Below are 18,482 nucleotides of genomic sequence, written 5' to 3'. Positions count from 1 at the left end.
CATGAGGTGGATTAACGTCCAATGGAAAATCAAGGCGCGAAGGAAGCAAATGTGCGAGGGGATTATTGTCCATCGCGTTGAAGCACAAATCCGAGAAGCCTGAATCGCTGGGAAATGGACCGTGCAACAAGCGTGGACGGTCAATTGTCGCTGGCCACGGGTCAATTGCTACGCTATATGTAAATTATACCACGGAGGGCGCCGAAGAGTCAGGAAATGGGTTGCGCGATGCTACGGGAACATGGACTGGGTGCGGCGCTAATACGAGAATGTTCCTGCCAAAGGGATATGAAACTACCGCGAACATGCTTAAGGTGTTGCCGATCCTGAAGAAGAAAGTTGCGGCGTAGGGGACGAATGGGGCTTTAGCGACTTCCGCACCATAAGCCCCATTGAACTCATCACGGCCACTATGAAGCGACGCGATCTACGTGAGTAATGTCTTCTCGGATTTACGCAGCATCACGGCGTTCACGGCGACGATGATCGAGGAAGCCGACATAAGCAGCGCCGAGACTTCGGGGCGCAGCGACCATCCCCATGCGTGGTAAAAGACGCCCGCCGCCACGGGAATCGCCGACAGATTGTAAATACTGGCCCACACCAAGTTCTGTTTCATCTTTCGGACGGTCGCCTTCGAAATCAAAATCGCATTCAGGATGTCGAGCGGGTCCGACTTCATGAGTACGACCTTGGCCGCTTCAATCGCCACGTCGGTGCCTGCGCCAATGGCGATGCCTATATCCGCCTGCGCCAGTGCTGGCGCGTCATTCACGCCGTCGCCGACCATTGCAACAAACTTCCCTTCGACTTGAAGCTGCTTGATATAGTCCGCCTTGTTCTCTGGAAGCACTTCGGCGAAGACGCGGTCGACCCCGACTTCCTTGCCCACAGCCTCGGCCACTATCTTGTTGTCGCCGCTGATCAGCGCGGTCTGGATGCCCAATTTCTTGAGCTCCGCCACAGCTCGCTTTGCCGAAGGCTTGACGGGGTCGCTCACGCCGACCACCGCCACCGCTTTATTCTCGACGGCAAGCAAGATGACCGTCTGCCCTGCCGCCATAAACTTGTCGAGGCTAGACTGAATGGGTGTGAGATCGATTTTAGTATCGGTGAGGAAGCGGGCATTTCCCACAAGAACGTGCTGGCCCTTCACAACCGCTTTCAGACCATGGCCTGCGATGTTTTCGAAATTCTGGACCTTCTCTTCGAACTGAAGCTTGCGTTTCTTGGCTTCTTCGAGGATCGCCACGGCAAGCGGATGACTGGAATTGCGTTCGGCTGCGGCAAGTATCTTCAGCGCCTCATCTTCCGTGGTCCCGTCCGCCACCGCGACATTTACGACGCGCGGTTTTCCCTCGGTGAGAGTGCCTGTTTTGTCCAGCGCCACCGCCGTGATGCGCGACGCGCCTTCCAGGGTCGCCGCATCCTTGATAAGGATATTGTGCTTTGCCCCGAGCCCCGTACCGACCGCCACCGCTGTTGGTGTCGCCAGTCCCAAAGCGTCAGGGCATGCGATCACGACCGCTGAAATTGAAAACGTCAGCGCGGTCAAGAACGATGCGCCCGCTCCCCATCTCCAGGCAACGAACGTGATGACTCCCGCGCCGACCGCAAGCACGACTAGATAGGCCGCAGCTTTGTCCGCCAGACGCTGACCTGGCGCTTTCGAATTTTGCGCCGTTTCCACAAGCTTGGCGATCCGCGCGAGAGTCGTTTCCTCGCCGACACCTGTCGCTTTGAACTTGACCGATCCCGCGCCGTTGATCGATCCCGCTACGACCTTGTCACCAGGATTCTTCTCCACGGGCAAGCTTTCGCCTGTTACCAGCGCCTCATCGACAGACGTTTCGCCTTCCGTAATTTCGCCGTCCACGGGAATGCGGTCTCCTGGACGCAGTGCGAGTAAGTCACCCTGGACGACTTCCGATGTCGCCACTTCGATTTCTTTGCCATCGCGGATCACGCGCGCTTTAGGCGGGACCAATTTGAAGAGGGCCTGCAATGCATCGGATGTGCCGCGTCGAGACTTCATCTCCATCCAATGGCCGAACAGCACAAACGTCACCAGCATCGCCGCCGCTTCGTAGAAGAGGTCAGACGAACCCACGAGCGTCAGATACACGGAAGCGAGGTACGCCGCCAGCACGCCGACCGCGATAAGCACGGACATATCCAGCTTGCGGGCCCGCAGCGCGAAAAATGCTCCCGAGATAAACATCCAGCCGCACCAGAACACCACGGGGGTGGTCAGCGCCAGGAGCGCCCACGATCTCGCCGCAGCAGGAATGCTGATTGTAATCCCAAGCATTTTGCTCATTGGCGAAAGCAAGACGATGACCACGGAGAACGCGAGTGCGACCCAAAATTTATGGCGGATGTCCGCCTCCATCCCCTTGGCCATCTCGGAATCGTTCATGTCGTGGGACATCCCTCCGTGGTCGTGGCCCTTCAGTTGATGCTTTTCGCCGTCGTCAGGCATACCCGCCATGTCCTCCATCGCGGGGCGGGGCGCGTCGGATTGATCTTCGGCATGTTCATGGGCATGCCTCTCATGAGGATTGCCTTCGTCCACTGATTCGTTGTTTTTTGCCGTCGCTGTGTGATTCTCATGTGTTTGTTGCATAGTGTTCACCATCTTTTCTTTCGCCCATCACGTACGCTCGCAATTAACTGACGTGTCGCAACCGCGATGCGACCACTGGAAGTTGTTTCCATCCGAGCAAAATACCGATAAGGAGTAGGGACACGCTGGTCAGCAAATACGGCGCCTGCGCTTTCCAGGCAAATAGCGCCGCGCCGATGATCGGACCTAACGCTTGCCCGAGATTGTTCGCCGAGTTTTGCAGGCCAAGGGCGGCGCCAGTGGCGGAGCCGCCGCTTTTGGAGATGGCTGTCGAAAGGTTGGGAGAAACAAATGCCATGCCAAGAGCGATCAACCCCACAGTCCCATAAACGAGCGGCTCGGCTCGCAGCGCCAGGAGCAGCAAAAGACCGATCCCCATAAGAAAGAACCCAATGGAAATCTGCGTTCTTTCCGCCACTCGCCCTGACAAATAGCTCACCGCGCCTGCCTGGAATACCGACATTACGGAACCGCAGACCATGAACGCGATGGCGACTTGCGCGGGGTCGTAGCCGAGCTTGGCCTGCGTGAACAACACAAACGCGGTCTCAAATAGCGCGAGACTGAGCTGGCTCATCACCGACAAACCTAGCGGCAGTCGAATTCTGCGGCTCACCTCTCGCCAGTTCGACGCCTGAGTTGGCGGCGATGTAGATTTTGGATGGATCGATTTCGATTCTGGAAGCCATCGGAGAGCGGCGAGGAGGGCGGCGAACGACATCAGCGCCGCCGCGAAGAACGGGAGCGAAAAACTGTTGATCAGAAGGTGCCCAAATCGCGAGTAGAGATGCCCGTCGCGCCATGCGACCATGCCGCCAAGCGCGGGGCCAGTCACCGCGCCCAGGCTCACCGCAGTCCCGAGCCAGGCCATGCCCCGCCCTCGGGCTTTTTCGTCCGTGGCGTCGGCGACGTATGCGGCTGCGGCTGGCATCGTAGCCGAGGCTAAAATACCGCCGAGGATACGCGCGAGGTAGAGGAGCGGCAAGGTGGTCGCCATGCCGAACAGCAACTGCGCCATGCCGTAACCTGCCATTCCCATCAATAGGAGTGGTCGCCTCCCGACTTTGTCCGAGAGCCGTCCCCAGAATGGAGCCAGCAGAAGCTGCATGAGTGAAAAGACACTGGTTAGCATCCCCACATGCCAGGCCATCGTCTTGTGCGAATCGCCAGCGGACATCGCCAGGCGCTCGGCGTAAAATGGCAGCACGGGCAGGGTGACGCCAAATCCTATCGAAACCACAAAAAGACATGCGATGAGGACGAAGAGATGTTTTCGCATTGTGGTCAGCATTTTCGAGCGTGTTTGGCGCAGGGGCTGCGAATGAACGAGATGGTTTATTCGCAGCCTCTTGTGGTCAGACAGTCATTCCATGAATTCGCCCATGCGAATTACATCTTCATGCCAGCCATGGAGTCTTCTTTCGCGGCATCATGAACTACGCCGTGCATCGCCAGGCTCGTATGGATACCTCCGTCAAGGATTTCATGAGCGCGCGAAACTTCGTTCGCGCTTCCATGAACCACGACCAGGAACTCGCCCGCTTGCAGTCGCTCCTGATAGATCAGGGCTTGATCTCTTGGGATACCGAGCGCCACGAGGCCGTTGATGAGCGCTCCCACGCCCGCGCCGCCGATGGCGCCAGCAATCATTCCCGAGAGCGGGCCCATCACCATGAACGCCCCGAGCGCGGGCATAATGAAGAACCCCATGGCTCCGAGCATTAGGCCGAAGATGCCGCCAAACCATGCGCCGTCGCCTGCTCCCGCAAGCGCTGCGTCCGCTGGCCGATAGAAGCCCTGAATATCCTCGTGAGTTTCAAAGTTGCGCCCGATAATCGAGATCGTTTCGACGGGCAGGCCATCGGCTGCGAGGCGGCGCACCGCTGCTTCCGCGTCAACGTGACTGCGATAGATCGCGACTATGGACTCAGGCGCCGCATTGACCGTATTTGGAAGTATGCTGTTCATGTGATTCTCCTGGCGACTCCGTAGACTGCGTTACTTGGACTTGGGCGTGACCATCATATTGCAATGGTATGTCTGGCCCATACAACTCATGGTTCCTGACATCTTCATGGGTTTGTTCATCGGCATTTTGCCCATGTCCATCCCCTTACCATCTTTGCCCATCATGGAATGCGCCTTCATTCCCTTGGATTTCCCCATGGGCATCATATCGCACTTCATTTGACACGCCTTGCCGTTGGCGGTCACTGGGCCGTCCATTTTCATTTCGCCCATCATGCTGCATGATTGGCCCGATTTCATCTGTCCGCTTTGGGCGTGAACGACTGCGCCAAGCATCAGGGCAGCGGCGGCGTAGACGGGGACTTTCTTTAACATGGATGTATTCATAGTCGTATTCCTTTTGGTCTTTCAATCGTGAATTTTGCAGTCTCTTTCAACTGCGGGACTGCGTATTGCATCTGAACCTATTGCCAGCAAGCTCCCTTCTTGCACCCAACGGACTATCGGATAAACTCGGGTCGAAAACCATTCATACCTTTTCATCGCTGCTGGTTGGATCGGTCCCTGTTGACGCCTCCATCCGAGACATGTTGTGTGCTCCATGCCCGTGGTGCATAAAGAGATGCATCAGCGGGCAGGCAAGCAGCAAGAGGAACGGCCATTGCGGCCAAACATGTCGTCAGTGCGTCGCGGCCAAGACCGCAGCGACAATGCCGAGTGAGACGCACAACGCAGTGAGCGCCCAAAAGCCCTTGCCGCGCTTCGTCTGGACCGTCTTTCGCATGTCGATCTGGTTTTCCATGTTCATCGTACCGTTTCTCCTGCGGCGCCGTTTAAAGAATGAGCTTATGCATCGGCTATCATGACGGAAACGTTAAAGTCAGAAGCTCCTGGGCCATACTCAATTGTAGTCGAAGCGCTGCAAACAAACATCCGCGTTATGGCCGATTCTACTACCGACAGTAGAATGTCAATTTGTTAAAGTCGCACATTCTTGAGACGAAGCGAATTGGTCACCACAGTGACGCTAGAAAACGCCATTGCCAGGGCCGCGATCATCGGGTTCAATAAGCCCATTGCCGCCATTGGAATGCCGACGATGTTGAAGATAAACGCCCAGAACAGGTTCTGACGTATGATTTTCATCGTGCGCCGCGACAGAAGTATCGCATCGGCAACCCCTCCAAGATCGGCGCGCATCAGCGTAATGTCCGCTGCTTCCATGGCGACATCCGTTGCCTTGCCCATCGCGATCCCAAGATCGGCCTGCGCCAGAGCGGGCGCGTCATTCACGCCGTCGCCTACCATCGCCACGGCTTGCTTGCCGTCGTTCTGCCAGGACTTGATCGCGGCGGACTTTCCTTCAGGTTTCACGCCCGCTTGTACGTCACCGATGCCCAATTGCCGCGCCACGGCGTGCGCCACGCGGGGCGCGTCGCCCGTGAGAAGCGCAATCTCGATTCCCATGGCCCGAAGCCGAGACAATGCTGGAGCGGCGCCTGGCCGCACCGTGTCCGCCACCGCGAGTACGCCTGCGATTTCATTGTCCACGGCAAGGAGCATCGCCGTCTTTCCTTCGGTTTCCAGGCGCGCCATATCTCCACCCACTGCCTCGGGTATGGCTACGCCGTTGTTCTGGAGAAGGGTGGTCGTGCCGACCAGCACATTCCGTCCATTAACCTTGGCGAACACGCCCTGACCAGCGACACTGTGGAACCCCTGCGCCTCGGCGGTCAGATGTTCGGCGTTCGCCGCTTCCACAATGGCCTGACCGAGCGCATGCTCCGAGCCGCGCTCCGCCGCCGCTGCCAGCCGCAGCACTTCGTTTCGATCCAGGATTGTGTATACCACGACATCCGTTAGGACAGGACGACCTTCCGTGATCGTGCCTGTCTTGTCGAAAACGATGCGGCTGACTTTGTGCGCACGCTCCAGCGCCTCTCCATTTTTAATGAGTACACCCAGGGATGCGCCGCGACCTGTTCCCACCATGATCGCCGTGGGAGTGGCGAGACCGAGAGCGCAGGGGCAGGCGATCACCAGCACCGCCACCGCATGTGTCAGGGCTACCGCGACCGCCGCATGTCCGAGCAGCAGCCAGCCGAGGAATGTCAAGGCGGCGATCCCGAGCACCACGGGCACAAACACGGCGGAAATAGAATCGGCGAGACGCTGCACGGGGGCCTTACTCCCTTGAGCTTCCTCCACGAGACGCACCATATGGGCGAGGACGGTATCCGCTCCCGTGGCGGTTGCACGGTAAAGCAGGCTCCCGCTGCCATTAACCGTGCCGCCGATTACCGCGTCGCCCGCGTTCTTCTCCACAGGAAGGCTTTCTCCCGTGAGCATCGCCTCATCCACGGTGGACGCGCCGTCGACAACGTCTCCATCCACGGCGATCTTCTCGCCAGGACGGACGCGCAGCAGCGCGCCTGGCCGAATGCCTTCGATAGCCACATCAGTTTCACTTCCATCCGCATTCACGACACGCGCCGTCTTTGGCGCCAGCGCGACCAGCGATTGGATCGTGTCCGACGCTTTGCGCTTCGCCCGCGCTTCCAGCCAGCGTCCCATCAGGATCAGCGTCACGATGGTCGCCGCAGTCTCAAAGTACACCTGCGGCATCGACGGCACGGTGATGAGCTGGCTCAAACTGTAGAAATACGCCGCTGATGCTCCAAGAGCAATCAGCGTGTCCATGGTCGCGGCTCCGCCCTGACGCAGCGCATTCCAGGCTCCCTCGAAAATCGCTCGCCCCGCCCCGAAGACCACAATGGCGGTCAGCGCCGCGAGTGTCCATTCCACCCACAGCGGTCGCATCATCCAGGTCATCGATAGGATCAACACAGGCAGGGTTAGCAGCGCCGCTCCAATGAGATTGATCAGCGATCCGTCGAAGCGTGAAGCCTTCGGCTCACTTTGGACGGCGGATTCTGGTTTCGCGCTGGCTCCATATCCCGCCTTCACCACGGCAGCGATCATGGCGTCCGTGGAAACCTGGCTAGGATCGTAGGTGATGCTGGCGCGGTTCGTCGCCAAATTTACGGCGGCGTCCGACACGCCCGCGATCTTCTTCAGGGAGCGCTCGATGCGTCCTACGCACGAGGCGCAATGCATTCCCTGGATATCTAAGGTGCATGTTTCGGGCTTTTCTATTGTTTCGGCAACCATCATTCGCTCTCCCGCAATCTCTGCTGCTCTGCATCTCTCCGCTGGCCGAGGAAGTCCTGCGCCAGCGGATGCGATCAACTTTGCGCTTCGATCAGTTGCTGCAACAGGAGCTCTGGGACTTCTCTTGCGCTTCGCCGTCGCTCGCGGCCTGGTCTACGGCAACTAGGTCAATCGGACTGGCCGTATACCCTTCTTCCGCAACTGCTTCCATCATCTGATCGATGCTGGCGGCTGCGGGATCGAACGTCACCACCGCCGTCTTTTCCTGCAAGTTCACCTGAGCGGTCTGCACTCCTGATACTCCTCGCAGCGCGTTGGTCACATGCTTCACGCATGCATCACAGGACATTCCTTCAATATTCAGCGTCTGAGTTTCCATCTTTTGATCCTTTCATTTCAAGAAGCTGGACAGCACGACTGACCCCTCTTCCACGAGCCGCTCCTGATCCCGCACCCTTCGAGGCGGCTGGTCAGCAGTTTCACGCCGTCACTTGTCCCGACACGCGATTGGCTTGGCTCTTGAGGTTTTTGCGAGCTTGTTCGTTCCTTGGTATACCCCCGTAGGGTAATTGGCTGTCAGTAATAGTATATACCCCCATGGGGTATTAAGTCAAGCGCCCGAACCCAGTTTTTTGACGCCGCGCAAAACTAAAGGGCGACTCCAAATTGGAGTCGCCCTTCGATATGCAGCATTGTGGGCGCCGCCTACATCTTCATTCCGCCCATTTTCGAACTCATCGCCTTGACGGGAACGAGCTTGCCGCCGTCCATGGGGTCTTTGTAATGATCCTTTTTCGCCGTCGCCGCGCTCATCTTCATGTGACATTTCTGACACTGATAGGTCGTCGCCTTCATCTTCTTAGCGTGATGCGCGGCGTAGGCGGAAGGGCTGCTCGCGAGAGCGGCGGTGACGGCAAGCATGGCGCTTGCAAGCATGATCGATTTCTTCATTCGGGTTTCTCCTGTGATTTGACCGTCTGAGCGTCTGCTCGTGGGAGCAGTGTGTCGCGGATCGCGACTACATCTTTTCGTACTTACCCTTGGCGGCATGGGCCGCAATCCCCGCGCGATCTTTGTCGAAGCGCGGCTTGCACTCGGGGCAGCAGAAGTAGTACGTTTTGCCTTTGTATGTCTCGTGGCCAACAGCGGCCTTTGTCGATGCGATTTTATCGCCCGTCACGGGACAGATCATTGCGGCGGACTTCATCGCCGATTTCTTGTGCATGCCGCTCGGGTGCGCCATGGCAGTGGAAGTCAAAGCGGCGAGCAGCGCCACGGTGGTCATTATTGTTTTCATATTTATCTTTCTGAGGCCCAGCCTCTTGTGTTGTGATCTACTTGGCGTTGAAGTTGAATGTCGCCGTCTGCGCGGCTCCTCCGCTTGGCGGCGTTACTTTGATGGTGACGCGCCATGGCCCCGACATGCTGAAGTTTGCTGTGGCGCGGTACTGACCGTTGCCAATTTCCTTCGGCTGAGGATGCGTGGTTCCCATGTCCATGGAGGTCATCGCCACGGAAGTGGTGATTTTTGCTCCTGTCACGGGCGCGCCCGATGCGTCCTTGATAGTGATCAGCAGAGAGTTATCTCCGTACTTCGGACTGCCAATCGATCCCATGATTTTCAGCTTGGCCGATGTCGCTTGCGGCGCAGGCGGCATTTTCATTCCAGGCGTCGTGCTTCCGCTTGCGCCTTTTTCGGATGACGGCGCTGGCTGCATCGTCGGCGCGTCTGTCGGCTTCTGCGTCTCGCCTAGGGCTTCACCATCCATCTTCATCCCAGGCATGGAAGTGTCCCCAGGCGCAGTCGTCGGTGGGCCGCTGTCTTCGTCGTCTTTGTTCTCGGTGAAGTTCTGCTCATCGAACTTCATCTTCATGGCGGGCATTTTCATCCCTTCCATGCCGCTGCCGCCGACCATCATCTGGCTCATCATTGCGACCATGCCCGTATTGGCGCCAAAGCCTGCCCGCGCCTTCCAATTTTCCTTGCCCGTGGCGACGTATGTTCCTTGTTCTTGAAGCTGAGGCATCTTCATAGGTTTCATGTCATCCATGGCGGCGCCTCCGCTTGAGGCATCCATTTTCATGCCGCTCATTCCGCCGCCATTGGTCTTCATTCCAGGCATGTTCATGCCAGAGGCATCGCTGGAATCCTCGGACGGTTTCCCGTAAGGACCGTAGCCTGGAAAGGGCAGATCGGCGATTGGCCCCGTTCGGCTGGCGGATGAAGCCGAGTCAGACCCTCCCATGGACATTCCGCCCATGTTCATGCCTGCCATGGTGGAACTTGCGACGCTTGCCTTGGAAGCGTCGTTGTTCGTGGGACTGAATGTGACAGTCGGAGACTTCCAGGCGGACTTCCCGCCAGCGTCGAAGCTCAGCGCCGCCTTGCCGATCTCTGAGCGAAGCGTGGTGCGCCATGGGCCAGCCATACTAAAATTCACGGTGAGACGGTAGTGACCGTTGCCCATGTCCTTCACGGCGGGCTGGGTGGTTCCCATGTCCATGGAGGTCATTTGGACACGTGCTGAGAGCTTGAGTCCGCTCACAGGTTTGCCGTCCGCATCCACGATCATCAAGTCAAGGTCATTGTCGCCGACGCGCGGCGACGCTGGGGTCAGCGTGGCGGTCAATTTGAGCGGCTTGCCAGTTTCCGCCTGCTGCGTTTGGCCTGCGGCGGCGGCACCTACGGTGAGCATCATGGGGCCGATCATGGCGACCCCAATTGCGAAGCAAGAGACCACGCGAATATTGATTGGTTTCATACGAAGTACCTTATGGACGTCCCGCTAGTCGGGGATGTACTGATGGTTGAGATTGAGCAGCGAGCGGCGCGGGCCAATACTGCGATTGAACGTGGCGTCGAAATTGAAGATCAAGCCGACCTGAACCGAGTTCTCCTCCCGCCCTCCGCCGTAGGCATTGGCGAGGGCGCCGTCGCGACGCTGATACACGTACTGCGCCACCGCGTCCACGCCTTGGCCCAGGCGCTTCACGCCCGTGAGAGCGGCGCCGTAGGAATTGGCGTTGGAGACTTTGTCATAGCTCTTGTAACCCATGGTCAGTGAGAGCTGGGACGACGGCATTCCAAAGGGGCTGTGCAGATAGCGCACCGCGACCGCGACCGCGTTGGAGTTGGCGCGGAACGTATCCGAGGTATTGCTGAACTTGCTGGTGTTGTTGCCGAATGTGTAATTGTCCAGCACGCGCAGGTCCACCAGGTTATTCAGACTGGGTTTGAGATTAATCACGCCGCCCGCGTAGACTGCCTGGGAACTGCCGCCTTCGGATCGTCCGACGCTGCGATATTCGTAGCCTGCGCCATACGAGACGACCTTCTGGATCGCCGCCAATGTCGGTGGGCTAAGATGCTGAAGGCTCACGCCATACGAGTTCAGGCCCGTATCCCCCGACTGTCCCGCCGTATTGATCAGGTGCTGAACGTGAAAGTTCGCGAATGTGCTCAGTCCTCTGTTGAGAGTGACGGCGGCAACGTTCGAATATCGATGCTCTTCCACGTTTTCGCCGTTGGAGAACGGATTGAGAATGTTGGTGAACGAGATCAAGTCATCGCCGCGCAGGGTCGGGAACTGCACGATCTGCGCCGTGGGCTGATCCGTGCGTCCCAGGTAAGTCTCGAAGCTATGGCTCTGGTAATCGACATACGCCTGATGCAGGAACAACTGCGTTCCACTTCCCGTGTTCGACTCATCGAGGGTAAGCCCGCCGAGTGAGAAACTTCCGATTGCGCCTTTGTAGAGACGCTGCGCCGCTCCGAACATCAATGCGGAATCAGAGATATTGATCTGGCTGCTGCTCGCCTTGCCGCCGCCTGGAAGCGCATTGGGAGACCGTCCCAGGTCCAGAGTCGCGACGCCCGTGCCCGCGATCTCAATCTGCGGCTGTGTGCTTGGCTCTTCTGGAATAGGCGTTTGCTGGGCCTGGGCAAAGCCCTGCGGCGCCGCCGCTGCGAGCAGGCCGATCATTGCGGCTCCCGAGAGGACGCCCGCCGTGCGGCGGGCCTGTGAGAAGGGGCGATGGGTGCGCGAATACGGTTGCGAGAATCTCAATGCTGCGTCTCCTTTGTCTGTCCGTCGTTCTTCGTTTTTGTTAGGAATCGATCATGATCGTGTCTTTGAACGTGACGCCGTACTTCTCAGCATCCTCGTACATCAACATTGTCATCATGCCGCCTGGGTGAATTCCATTGTTCGTCGTGGACAGATCGCTGTGGTCGTGAAAGTGCCAGTTCCCTGGATTTGTCCCCTGGATGATGATGTCCGAGGTGGCGCCTGGGAAGATCGGGATCGTGTTCAGCCGCACGGGCGCCGCCAGCGGCGAGCCATCCTGGCACACGTGCCAGAAGTCGTGTCCGTGCAGGTGAATGTAGTGGGGCATCATGCCGCCGCCGATCAGACGCACGCGGATATTCTCCCCATACTTGATGAACAACTCATCCGTCATCGGATACGACTTCCCGTTGATCATGAAGAAGTTCGGGGTGATGACGCGGTTTGCCCCTGTCATGGAGGAAAGGTAGGGCGGCGTATATCCGCCCTTGATGGCGTCCAACAGGCTCTTCTTATCTTTGAACCAGCCCATCATTCGACCATTCATCTCCTTCATGAGCTTCGGGTCTTTGTTCATGGCGTCCATGGTCATGCCCATGCCGACCATTTCGTTGAGCTGCTCCCTGGCCCAGGCGGTATCGATCTCCGACAAAAGCATCGTGTATTCGCGCTCGTAGGGGAACGTTTTTTTGACGATATCGTCTTTGGCCTCGACGATGAGCGACCCGACCAACCCCGCCATCTGATGCAGCGTCGTCATGACGTGGCAGTGGTAAAAATGCGTTCCCGCAGGCTGGGCGCGGAACAAGTATCGGAACGTCTGATCTTTGAAGACGGGCCATTGCGTCCCCATCGGCACGCCATCCATCTCATTGGCCAGGATCATGCCGTGCCAGTGGATCGTATGGTTCTCGGGCGAGCTATTGACCAGATCGATCTGAACCCATTCGTTCTCGGGAACTCGAATTTCTGGCCCAGGGTACATGTTGTTAAATAGAAACATGTGCGCCTTAACCCCAGGCACGATCTCGTGTTCGCCAATCGTGACTTCGATGCGGAACTTGTGGATTTTCTCGCCTTCCTTGGGCGTCTCACGCGGCGCAAACTGTGGCCTGGTGGCGAGAGCGTCGAACGATGCTGGCCAGGCGGTCGCGGGCTTGTCCAGCGGAGCACTGCCGTCGCCGAAGGCGGCGGTCGCGGATCGACCCAGCAGAAGACTCGCGCCAGCAGCCGCCCCGAGGTGCGTCATGAACTGACGGCGTGAATTTGTAGCCTCTGGCGCACTTGGCGCTTCATTTTTCTTCTTTGCAAATCGTCGGAAGATACTCATGAGAATGGTCCTAACTATGATGAATGGAATCGACTGACGGGGCGATTAGCGGACTTGGATTACTCCCCACATCCCGCCTGGAGCGTGACCGCGCACCGTACAGAAATAGGAGTATTTTCCAGGCTGCTTGGGCGCGGAAATTACCATCGCAGCCGCGTGAAGCTGGGCGCCATCAACATGGGGAAGCTGGGCGGCTCCAACAGATGAGGCAATAAGACTGCTCTCGCCTGTTTTGAAGCTGCCGCGCCACGCGCCGAACCTCACGTTGTGGAGCATATCGCCGTCATTGTTGACGAACAAAACGCGCAGTGTGGAGCCATGGGGCGCAACGATAGTCGGATTTCGTAGCCCATTGATCCGATAGGAAAGCATGTCGTTCTCTGGACCTGTGTGGACGACTAGGCGGATCGTCTTTTGAGTAAACGTCAACGTTTTCTTGTCACGGGAGATGACGCCATGAGTGGCGGCTTTCTCAGCGGAGGCCATGGTCGCCGCCGTCACCGTCTCGTTTCTCGATGACACGAGCTTGAATGGAGACGCTTTTACAACGACGTTCTTTGCGAGCGGCGCGGCGGACGCCGCAGTCTCTTGCCTTCCCGAAAGCATGGACGCTGCTCCCAAAATGATGGAGCCTACTAATTTCCAACTCACAGCCATGATTGTTGCTTCCTATAATTGAAATTCTACTGACGGTCGAACTATGAAGCATAGAGTTGCACTCCCCAGATGGAACACGCCATGTCTACGGAAACAGCTTCGCGACCGCCTCCAGGCTGCAATGCGCGAAACACACGGCTTGCGCTGAGACAAGCACAGTGACACCGATAGCCGCGAGCAGCAGCGTGACCGCCCAGGCTCCGAGCGCCTGCATGGGCGGCTCAGTCGGCTGGGGCAGCGTCGCGTTTTTAGCTTGGGCAATCAGCCGCTCGACCCTCTTGCTCGGTGCGCAGGCGGTTTCATCGGCAAAGGCGAGAGCCGTCGCGGGAAGAGCGCGGGCAATGGGGCGGTTTGCAACAGGAGCGCCGCTCGCCCGCAGGATCGCGGACGCCATCGCCAGAGGGTTGCGCGTCGCCGCCACCGCCGCGTCGTCACACGCCAGTTCCGCCGCCTCTCGCCAGCGCCTTGCCAGAAGCCGCACGGGACGAAAGGCGAAGAACAGGCAGTTCAATGCTCCCACGGCGAACGTCGCCAGTACGTCGCGGGACCGCATGTGAGCGGCTTCGTGTGCAATCACGGCCACCAGTTCGTCGTCTGTCGCTTCTTCCACGAACTGACGCGAAAGCACGCAGCGGGCATTGAAAAATCCGAGCACGCTGGAATATGACGCAGGGATCGCGCACTCATAAAACTTGGTCGCCTGCAAGTATGGCGCTCGCTGGGCCACCAGTACCAGAGCCATGGACAGTTTCGGTGTCGGCGCCATCAAAAACGGAGCCAGGCCGCGCTCCAGTGAAATCGTGGCGGTGAAGAGCCGAACCAAAAGAGAAATGCCCGCGAGCGCCATAATCCACGCCCAGCCGTTGACCACAAAGCCCACGGCGGTATTTCCATTGACACTCGTTGTTTGGAAGACGCTCGTGAACATCTGCTGGCAGAGCATACTGTGATGCTCCATCCCTCCCATCGCGTGGCTATGCTTGAACGTCGCGCCGCCAACCGTGGGGACTGCTGCTAGAACAGGAGGCAATGTGAGCGCGGTCATGAGAACACGTTTGGTCGCGGCATGGCTGATGCGTCCGCGCAGAATCCGTAGACCCGCAGTTGTGATCAGCCAGGAGGCCAGATAGAGAACGGAACTCAGGGCCAGAAAGAATAGGGCGCTGACCAAGATCAGAGGCGGGTTAATGACCATGATCATTCTCCACGTCCGTACTGTTCTGCATGCTCTCAATTTGCTGAGCCAGTTCAGACAGCGTCTTTTCTGGCGAGCCTTGATCGGCGGTCGGCTGCTGCGCAAAGTATGTGGCGACCGCGCGCGGAAACTGCGCAATCAGTCGATCCAGCACGCCGCCGACGATGCGCTGCTGCAGCGCTTCTTCGGTCACGGTCGCCCAGTATCGGTAGGCTTTGCCGACGCGCTGCCGCTGCACGATTTCTTTGTCGTGGAGACGGTCCAGTGTTGTCAGCACGGTTGTCAAAGCGATCTGACGATCCTGTTCAATGTTCTCATGGACCTCGCCGCCAAGCACGCCTTCGGCGCCGCTTTCCCACACGCGGCGCATCACGGATAGCTCAAGGTCGCCCAGCGGTGCGTTCAGTCCCGTCTTTTCGGGTTTCGTTCGTCGGATGGGGTTTTTCACGTTCGTTTCCACTCAATAGCGCCAGTGTCTGGAGTCGTTATACCATGCTATACGATTGATCTCAACAATTAGTTCTATCGTCGGTAGATTATTTCCGATGCGCCGAAAATAAAGAAACATCTCGCGCAATATTGAGCTTCTACCGACAATCAAAGCAAATGCCCGAGAGGTAAACCCGATGAAGAAAACAACTGTTGTAATCCTGTTCGCAGTTTCCGCTATCATGCTGACGCCGTCCGCCAGCCGCGCCGATCACACCACGCATCCCGAACTCGCGGCGGCGATTAAGATGCAAGCAGAAAAGGTCCAGCATGACGCCGCCATCTACCAACGCCACCGTGTTACGTCCGAGGTGCTCTCCATCGACGCCGACGTTCGCAAACTCGATAAGCTCATCGCGCCACACGGCTGCCTTAAGACACAGCGCACGTCATTGCAGGAGGCATTGTCTCAGCTCCACTCGGCGAGTCAGGATAACAACGCGGATCGCACGACCGCTGCCGTGAACGATGTTGCCGCCATCAGCAGTGCGGTAATCAAGCTGTCGTGTGATATGATCGCCAAATAATTCCAAGGGCGGTGCTGCATTCGGCCTGTGGTTGGAAGCTTCACGTTAGTACACCAGACGGATCAATTCATAGCTGAACGCCGAGATAAAGACCCAGGCGCGGCGCCGAGCATCAGCGGCTTGACGCCTTTTTCCTTGAGTTTCTTCACGCTGATCTCTAAACTCATCGCCGCGAGCGATACCGCTAGGAGAAACTGGTTCGCGGTGATGATCATCTTCTTGATGTGCTGCGGCAGGATGTTCAACATGTTGAACGTGTGAAGATGTACTATACTAGGGTACAGTATATGAGAGATTTTTGAGAAGGCGTTAAACAACTATGTCTCACACCATTCGTGACAAAAAGAAGCTCCTCGACCGCGTTCGCCGCATTCGTGGACAAGTGGACGCCATTGAGAAGGCGTTGCAACAGGAGCAGGAGTCAGGTCCAATATTGCAGACCATCGCCGCTTGCCGAGGCGCGATTAACGGTTTGATGGGCGAAGTGATCGAAGGGCACATTCGCCACCATGTTGTCGATCCTAATGTACCGCCGACAGACGACCAATCCGAAGCTGTCGAAGAGCTAATCGATGTTGTCAGAACATATCTCAAGTAGAAAGGACGAAGATTATGGATATAGGTCAGGAAGCCGCGCCGCACGGCGGCATGTGGACGAAAACAGAAAACGGATTCGTTGAAATCAGTGTCTTTGAAACAGGTGTTCCGCCGCAGTTTCGATTGTATTTTTTCGATAATGAAAAGAAGCCCGTGATGCCGCCTAAAGACGCCGCCGCATCGCTGGATACCATGCGACCAGAGGGCGTAAAGCAGGTTTTCGACTTCACGAACGAAGTCGTTTACTTGAAATCGACATCAGACATCCCAGAACCGCACGAATTCAATGTCGTTCTCAAATTGTCCCAAAATGCACGAGAGGAAATCCACGAAGCGAAGTTTACCGAAGAATCACACGGTCATTCTCACGATCACGGGCATAGCCATGGTCCAGAGGGGCATTCCCATGACCATGGCGGCGGATTGCTGGGATGGTTTAAGGGAACATTCGCGCATTCGCACGCTGCCGCCGACAAGATCGACGAAACGATGGAGTCTAACGCTCGCGGAATTTGGGCGCTCAAAATTTCGTTGATTGGCTTGCTGGTCACGGCTCTGCTGCAATTGGCGGTCGTGATATTTTCGGGGTCCGTGGCGCTCATGGCCGATATGATCCATAATTTTGGAGACGCCACAACCAGCATTCCTCTCTGGATTGCTTTTGCATTGGCCGCGCGGGGAGCGAGTCGTCGTTTCACGTATGGCTATGGGAAAGTTGAGGATGTTGCGGGCGTTGTGATTGTGCTGGTCATATTTGCGTCCGCCTGCGTCGCCGCTTATGAGAGCGTGATGAAGATCATCCACCCTCATCCCATGCAGCATCTCTGGTGGGTCGCGGCTGCTGCTGTGGTAGGGTTCTTAGGCAACGAGGCAGTGGCGGTGTTCCGACTTCGGGTGGGCAAGGAAATTGGCTCGGCGGCGCTGGTCGCCGATGGGATGCACGCCCGTGTGGACGGCTTTACCAGCCTGGCCGTTTTGATCGGCGTGCTGGGGACATATTTCGGTTATCCTATCGTGGACCCAATCGTCGGAGTCCTCATCACCGTCGCGATCCTTTTCATTGTGAAGGACGCCTCCATCGCCGTATGGAACCGTTTGATTGAGGGCATCGAGCCAAAGATATTATCGGAGATCGAGCACGCGCCGATGCACGTGCCAGGAGTACAGTCGGTTCATCAAGCTCGCGCTCGCTGGCATGGTCACCGTGTGTTCGCGGACCTGCATATCACAGTCGATCCCGATCTTTCCGTTCACGACTCTCACGCTATCACGGACGCAGTTCAAGATGCGCTTCGTGAACATGTCGCTTCATTTGGCGAGGCCGTGGTGCATGTTTGCCCTGGAGAGAGGAAAGCGCTGGCGGCGTGATACCAACAGGAAACGAATACAAAGGAGTGCGAGCTTGGACAAGAAAACCCATTGGGTAGAGGTCTTCGGTCTCAAGTATTCTCACAAAGACATTCTCCTGTAATCGCCTCGCGCCCCTCCTTGATCAAAAACGGGATCAGCGCCAGCGCCACCACGCTGTCGAGCCACCACCAGCCAAACAACCGTGTTGCCGCCAAGCCGACGATGAGAACGATGGAAAGATAGCCGCAGGTGATCGCTTCTATTGCATCGGCGCGCAACGCGCGGGAACCGAGACGTGCGGCGACTTTCAGCTTGTAACCCGCCAAGATCGGCATGCCGATCTTGGCGATTAAGCCAATCACAATTCCCCAGACGCTCTCATGCGTGTCCGTATGGCGCGGGGCGAAGAACAGTCCATATGCGGACATGCCAATGACATACGCCGCAAGACGTACAAGCTGTAACCCACCAGGAGCGCCGCGCGGCGCTCCACGCTTTCAATTCT

20 protein-coding genes and 1 pseudogene are annotated in these 18,482 nt (G+C 57.5%); 3 read left to right on the top strand and 18 right to left on the bottom strand.

What is annotated here, in order from left to right:
- Positions 1–427 precede the first annotated feature (427 nt).
- From ABIZ35_RS17050 to ABIZ35_RS16975, 16 genes and pseudogenes are all read right to left on the bottom strand, one after another.
- Positions 428–2,626: a copper-translocating P-type ATPase gene (locus ABIZ35_RS17050; protein ID WP_348221110.1), complete on the bottom strand. Its 2,199-nt coding sequence runs from the start codon at positions 2,624–2,626 to the stop codon at positions 428–430.
- Between the two features lie 43 nt (positions 2,627–2,669).
- Positions 2,670–3,917 (bottom strand): MFS transporter, encoded by a 1,248-nt coding sequence (locus ABIZ35_RS17045; RefSeq protein WP_348221109.1) that lies wholly within the window; start codon positions 3,915–3,917, stop codon positions 2,670–2,672.
- A gap of 98 nt (positions 3,918–4,015) precedes the next feature.
- Positions 4,016–4,594: a general stress protein gene (locus tag ABIZ35_RS17040; RefSeq protein ID WP_348221108.1), complete on the bottom strand. Its 579-nt coding sequence runs from the start codon at positions 4,592–4,594 to the stop codon at positions 4,016–4,018.
- 30 nt (positions 4,595–4,624) lie between these two features.
- Positions 4,625–4,981, bottom strand: a complete 357-nt coding sequence (locus ABIZ35_RS17035) for a hypothetical protein (protein WP_348221107.1) — start codon at positions 4,979–4,981, stop codon at positions 4,625–4,627.
- A 142-nt stretch (positions 4,982–5,123) separates the two neighbouring features.
- Positions 5,124–5,270 (bottom strand): annotated as a pseudogene (locus ABIZ35_RS17030) (DUF2933 domain-containing protein); the annotation flags it as partial.
- A 3-nt stretch (positions 5,271–5,273) separates the two neighbouring features.
- A complete protein-coding gene (locus ABIZ35_RS17025) occupies positions 5,274–5,402 on the bottom strand; it encodes a hypothetical protein (protein ID WP_348221106.1) in 129 nt (42 codons plus the stop codon).
- A gap of 170 nt (positions 5,403–5,572) precedes the next feature.
- Positions 5,573–7,768, bottom strand: a complete 2,196-nt coding sequence (locus ABIZ35_RS17020; RefSeq protein WP_348221105.1) for a heavy metal translocating P-type ATPase — start codon at positions 7,766–7,768, stop codon at positions 5,573–5,575.
- 88 nt (positions 7,769–7,856) lie between these two features.
- Positions 7,857–8,144: a cation transporter gene (locus ABIZ35_RS17015; RefSeq protein ID WP_348221104.1), complete on the bottom strand. Its 288-nt coding sequence runs from the start codon at positions 8,142–8,144 to the stop codon at positions 7,857–7,859.
- A 326-nt stretch (positions 8,145–8,470) separates the two neighbouring features.
- A complete protein-coding gene (locus ABIZ35_RS17010; protein ID WP_348221103.1) occupies positions 8,471–8,716 on the bottom strand; it encodes a hypothetical protein in 246 nt (81 codons plus the stop codon).
- Positions 8,717–8,783: 67 nt separating this feature from the next.
- Positions 8,784–9,062, bottom strand: a complete 279-nt coding sequence (locus ABIZ35_RS17005) for a YHS domain-containing protein (RefSeq protein ID WP_348221102.1) — start codon at positions 9,060–9,062, stop codon at positions 8,784–8,786.
- A 37-nt stretch (positions 9,063–9,099) separates the two neighbouring features.
- A complete protein-coding gene (locus tag ABIZ35_RS17000) occupies positions 9,100–10,527 on the bottom strand; it encodes a FixH family protein (protein WP_348221101.1) in 1,428 nt (475 codons plus the stop codon).
- A gap of 24 nt (positions 10,528–10,551) precedes the next feature.
- The gene (locus ABIZ35_RS16995) at positions 10,552–11,832 is read right to left on the bottom strand and encodes a hypothetical protein (RefSeq protein ID WP_348221100.1); all 1,281 of its coding nucleotides are present in this window, start codon (positions 11,830–11,832) and stop codon (positions 10,552–10,554) included.
- A gap of 40 nt (positions 11,833–11,872) precedes the next feature.
- Entirely contained in the window at positions 11,873–13,162 is a 1,290-nt protein-coding gene (locus ABIZ35_RS16990; protein ID WP_348221099.1) for a multicopper oxidase domain-containing protein, read from the bottom strand.
- Positions 13,163–13,207: 45 nt separating this feature from the next.
- Positions 13,208–13,819, bottom strand: a complete 612-nt coding sequence (locus tag ABIZ35_RS16985) for a hypothetical protein (RefSeq protein ID WP_348221098.1) — start codon at positions 13,817–13,819, stop codon at positions 13,208–13,210.
- Between the two features lie 85 nt (positions 13,820–13,904).
- Positions 13,905–15,014 carry a M56 family metallopeptidase gene (locus tag ABIZ35_RS16980; RefSeq protein WP_348221097.1) on the bottom strand — a complete coding sequence of 370 codons (1,110 nt, stop codon included), beginning with the start codon at positions 15,012–15,014 and terminating at the stop codon, positions 13,905–13,907.
- Positions 15,004–15,462, bottom strand: coding sequence for a BlaI/MecI/CopY family transcriptional regulator (locus ABIZ35_RS16975; protein WP_348221096.1), 459 nt, complete (start codon positions 15,460–15,462; stop codon positions 15,004–15,006). The genes ABIZ35_RS16980 and ABIZ35_RS16975 overlap by 11 nt, the downstream gene beginning before the upstream one ends.
- 178 nt (positions 15,463–15,640) lie before the next feature.
- Between ABIZ35_RS16975 and ABIZ35_RS16970 the strand changes: the two genes are divergently transcribed.
- Positions 15,641–16,030 (top strand): hypothetical protein, encoded by a 390-nt coding sequence (locus ABIZ35_RS16970; protein WP_348221095.1) that lies wholly within the window; start codon positions 15,641–15,643, stop codon positions 16,028–16,030.
- Between the two features lie 62 nt (positions 16,031–16,092).
- Here ABIZ35_RS16970 and ABIZ35_RS16965 read toward each other — a convergent pair whose 3' ends face one another.
- Positions 16,093–16,278: a putative sulfate exporter family transporter gene (locus tag ABIZ35_RS16965; RefSeq protein ID WP_348221094.1), complete on the bottom strand. Its 186-nt coding sequence runs from the start codon at positions 16,276–16,278 to the stop codon at positions 16,093–16,095.
- 71 nt (positions 16,279–16,349) lie between these two features.
- Here ABIZ35_RS16965 and ABIZ35_RS16960 point away from each other — a divergent pair, with 71 nt between their 5' ends.
- Both ABIZ35_RS16960 and ABIZ35_RS16955 read left to right on the top strand, forming a co-directional pair.
- A complete protein-coding gene (locus ABIZ35_RS16960; RefSeq protein ID WP_348221093.1) occupies positions 16,350–16,628 on the top strand; it encodes a metal/formaldehyde-sensitive transcriptional repressor in 279 nt (92 codons plus the stop codon).
- Between the two features lie 14 nt (positions 16,629–16,642).
- Positions 16,643–17,995, top strand: a complete 1,353-nt coding sequence (locus ABIZ35_RS16955) for a cation diffusion facilitator family transporter (protein ID WP_348221092.1) — start codon at positions 16,643–16,645, stop codon at positions 17,993–17,995.
- 71 nt (positions 17,996–18,066) lie between these two features.
- Here the strand turns inward: ABIZ35_RS16955 and ABIZ35_RS16950 are convergent, their stop codons facing one another.
- Positions 18,067–18,405 carry a cation transporter gene (locus ABIZ35_RS16950; protein ID WP_348221091.1) on the bottom strand — a complete coding sequence of 113 codons (339 nt, stop codon included), beginning with the start codon at positions 18,403–18,405 and terminating at the stop codon, positions 18,067–18,069.
- Between the last annotated feature and the right edge of the window lie 77 nt (positions 18,406–18,482).

Origin of the sequence: Capsulimonas sp. (assembly GCF_039929585.1) — a bacterium.
Classification (GTDB): domain Bacteria; phylum Armatimonadota; class Armatimonadia; order Armatimonadales; family Capsulimonadaceae; genus Capsulimonas.
This window is presented reverse-complemented; position numbering and strand designations above follow the sequence as displayed.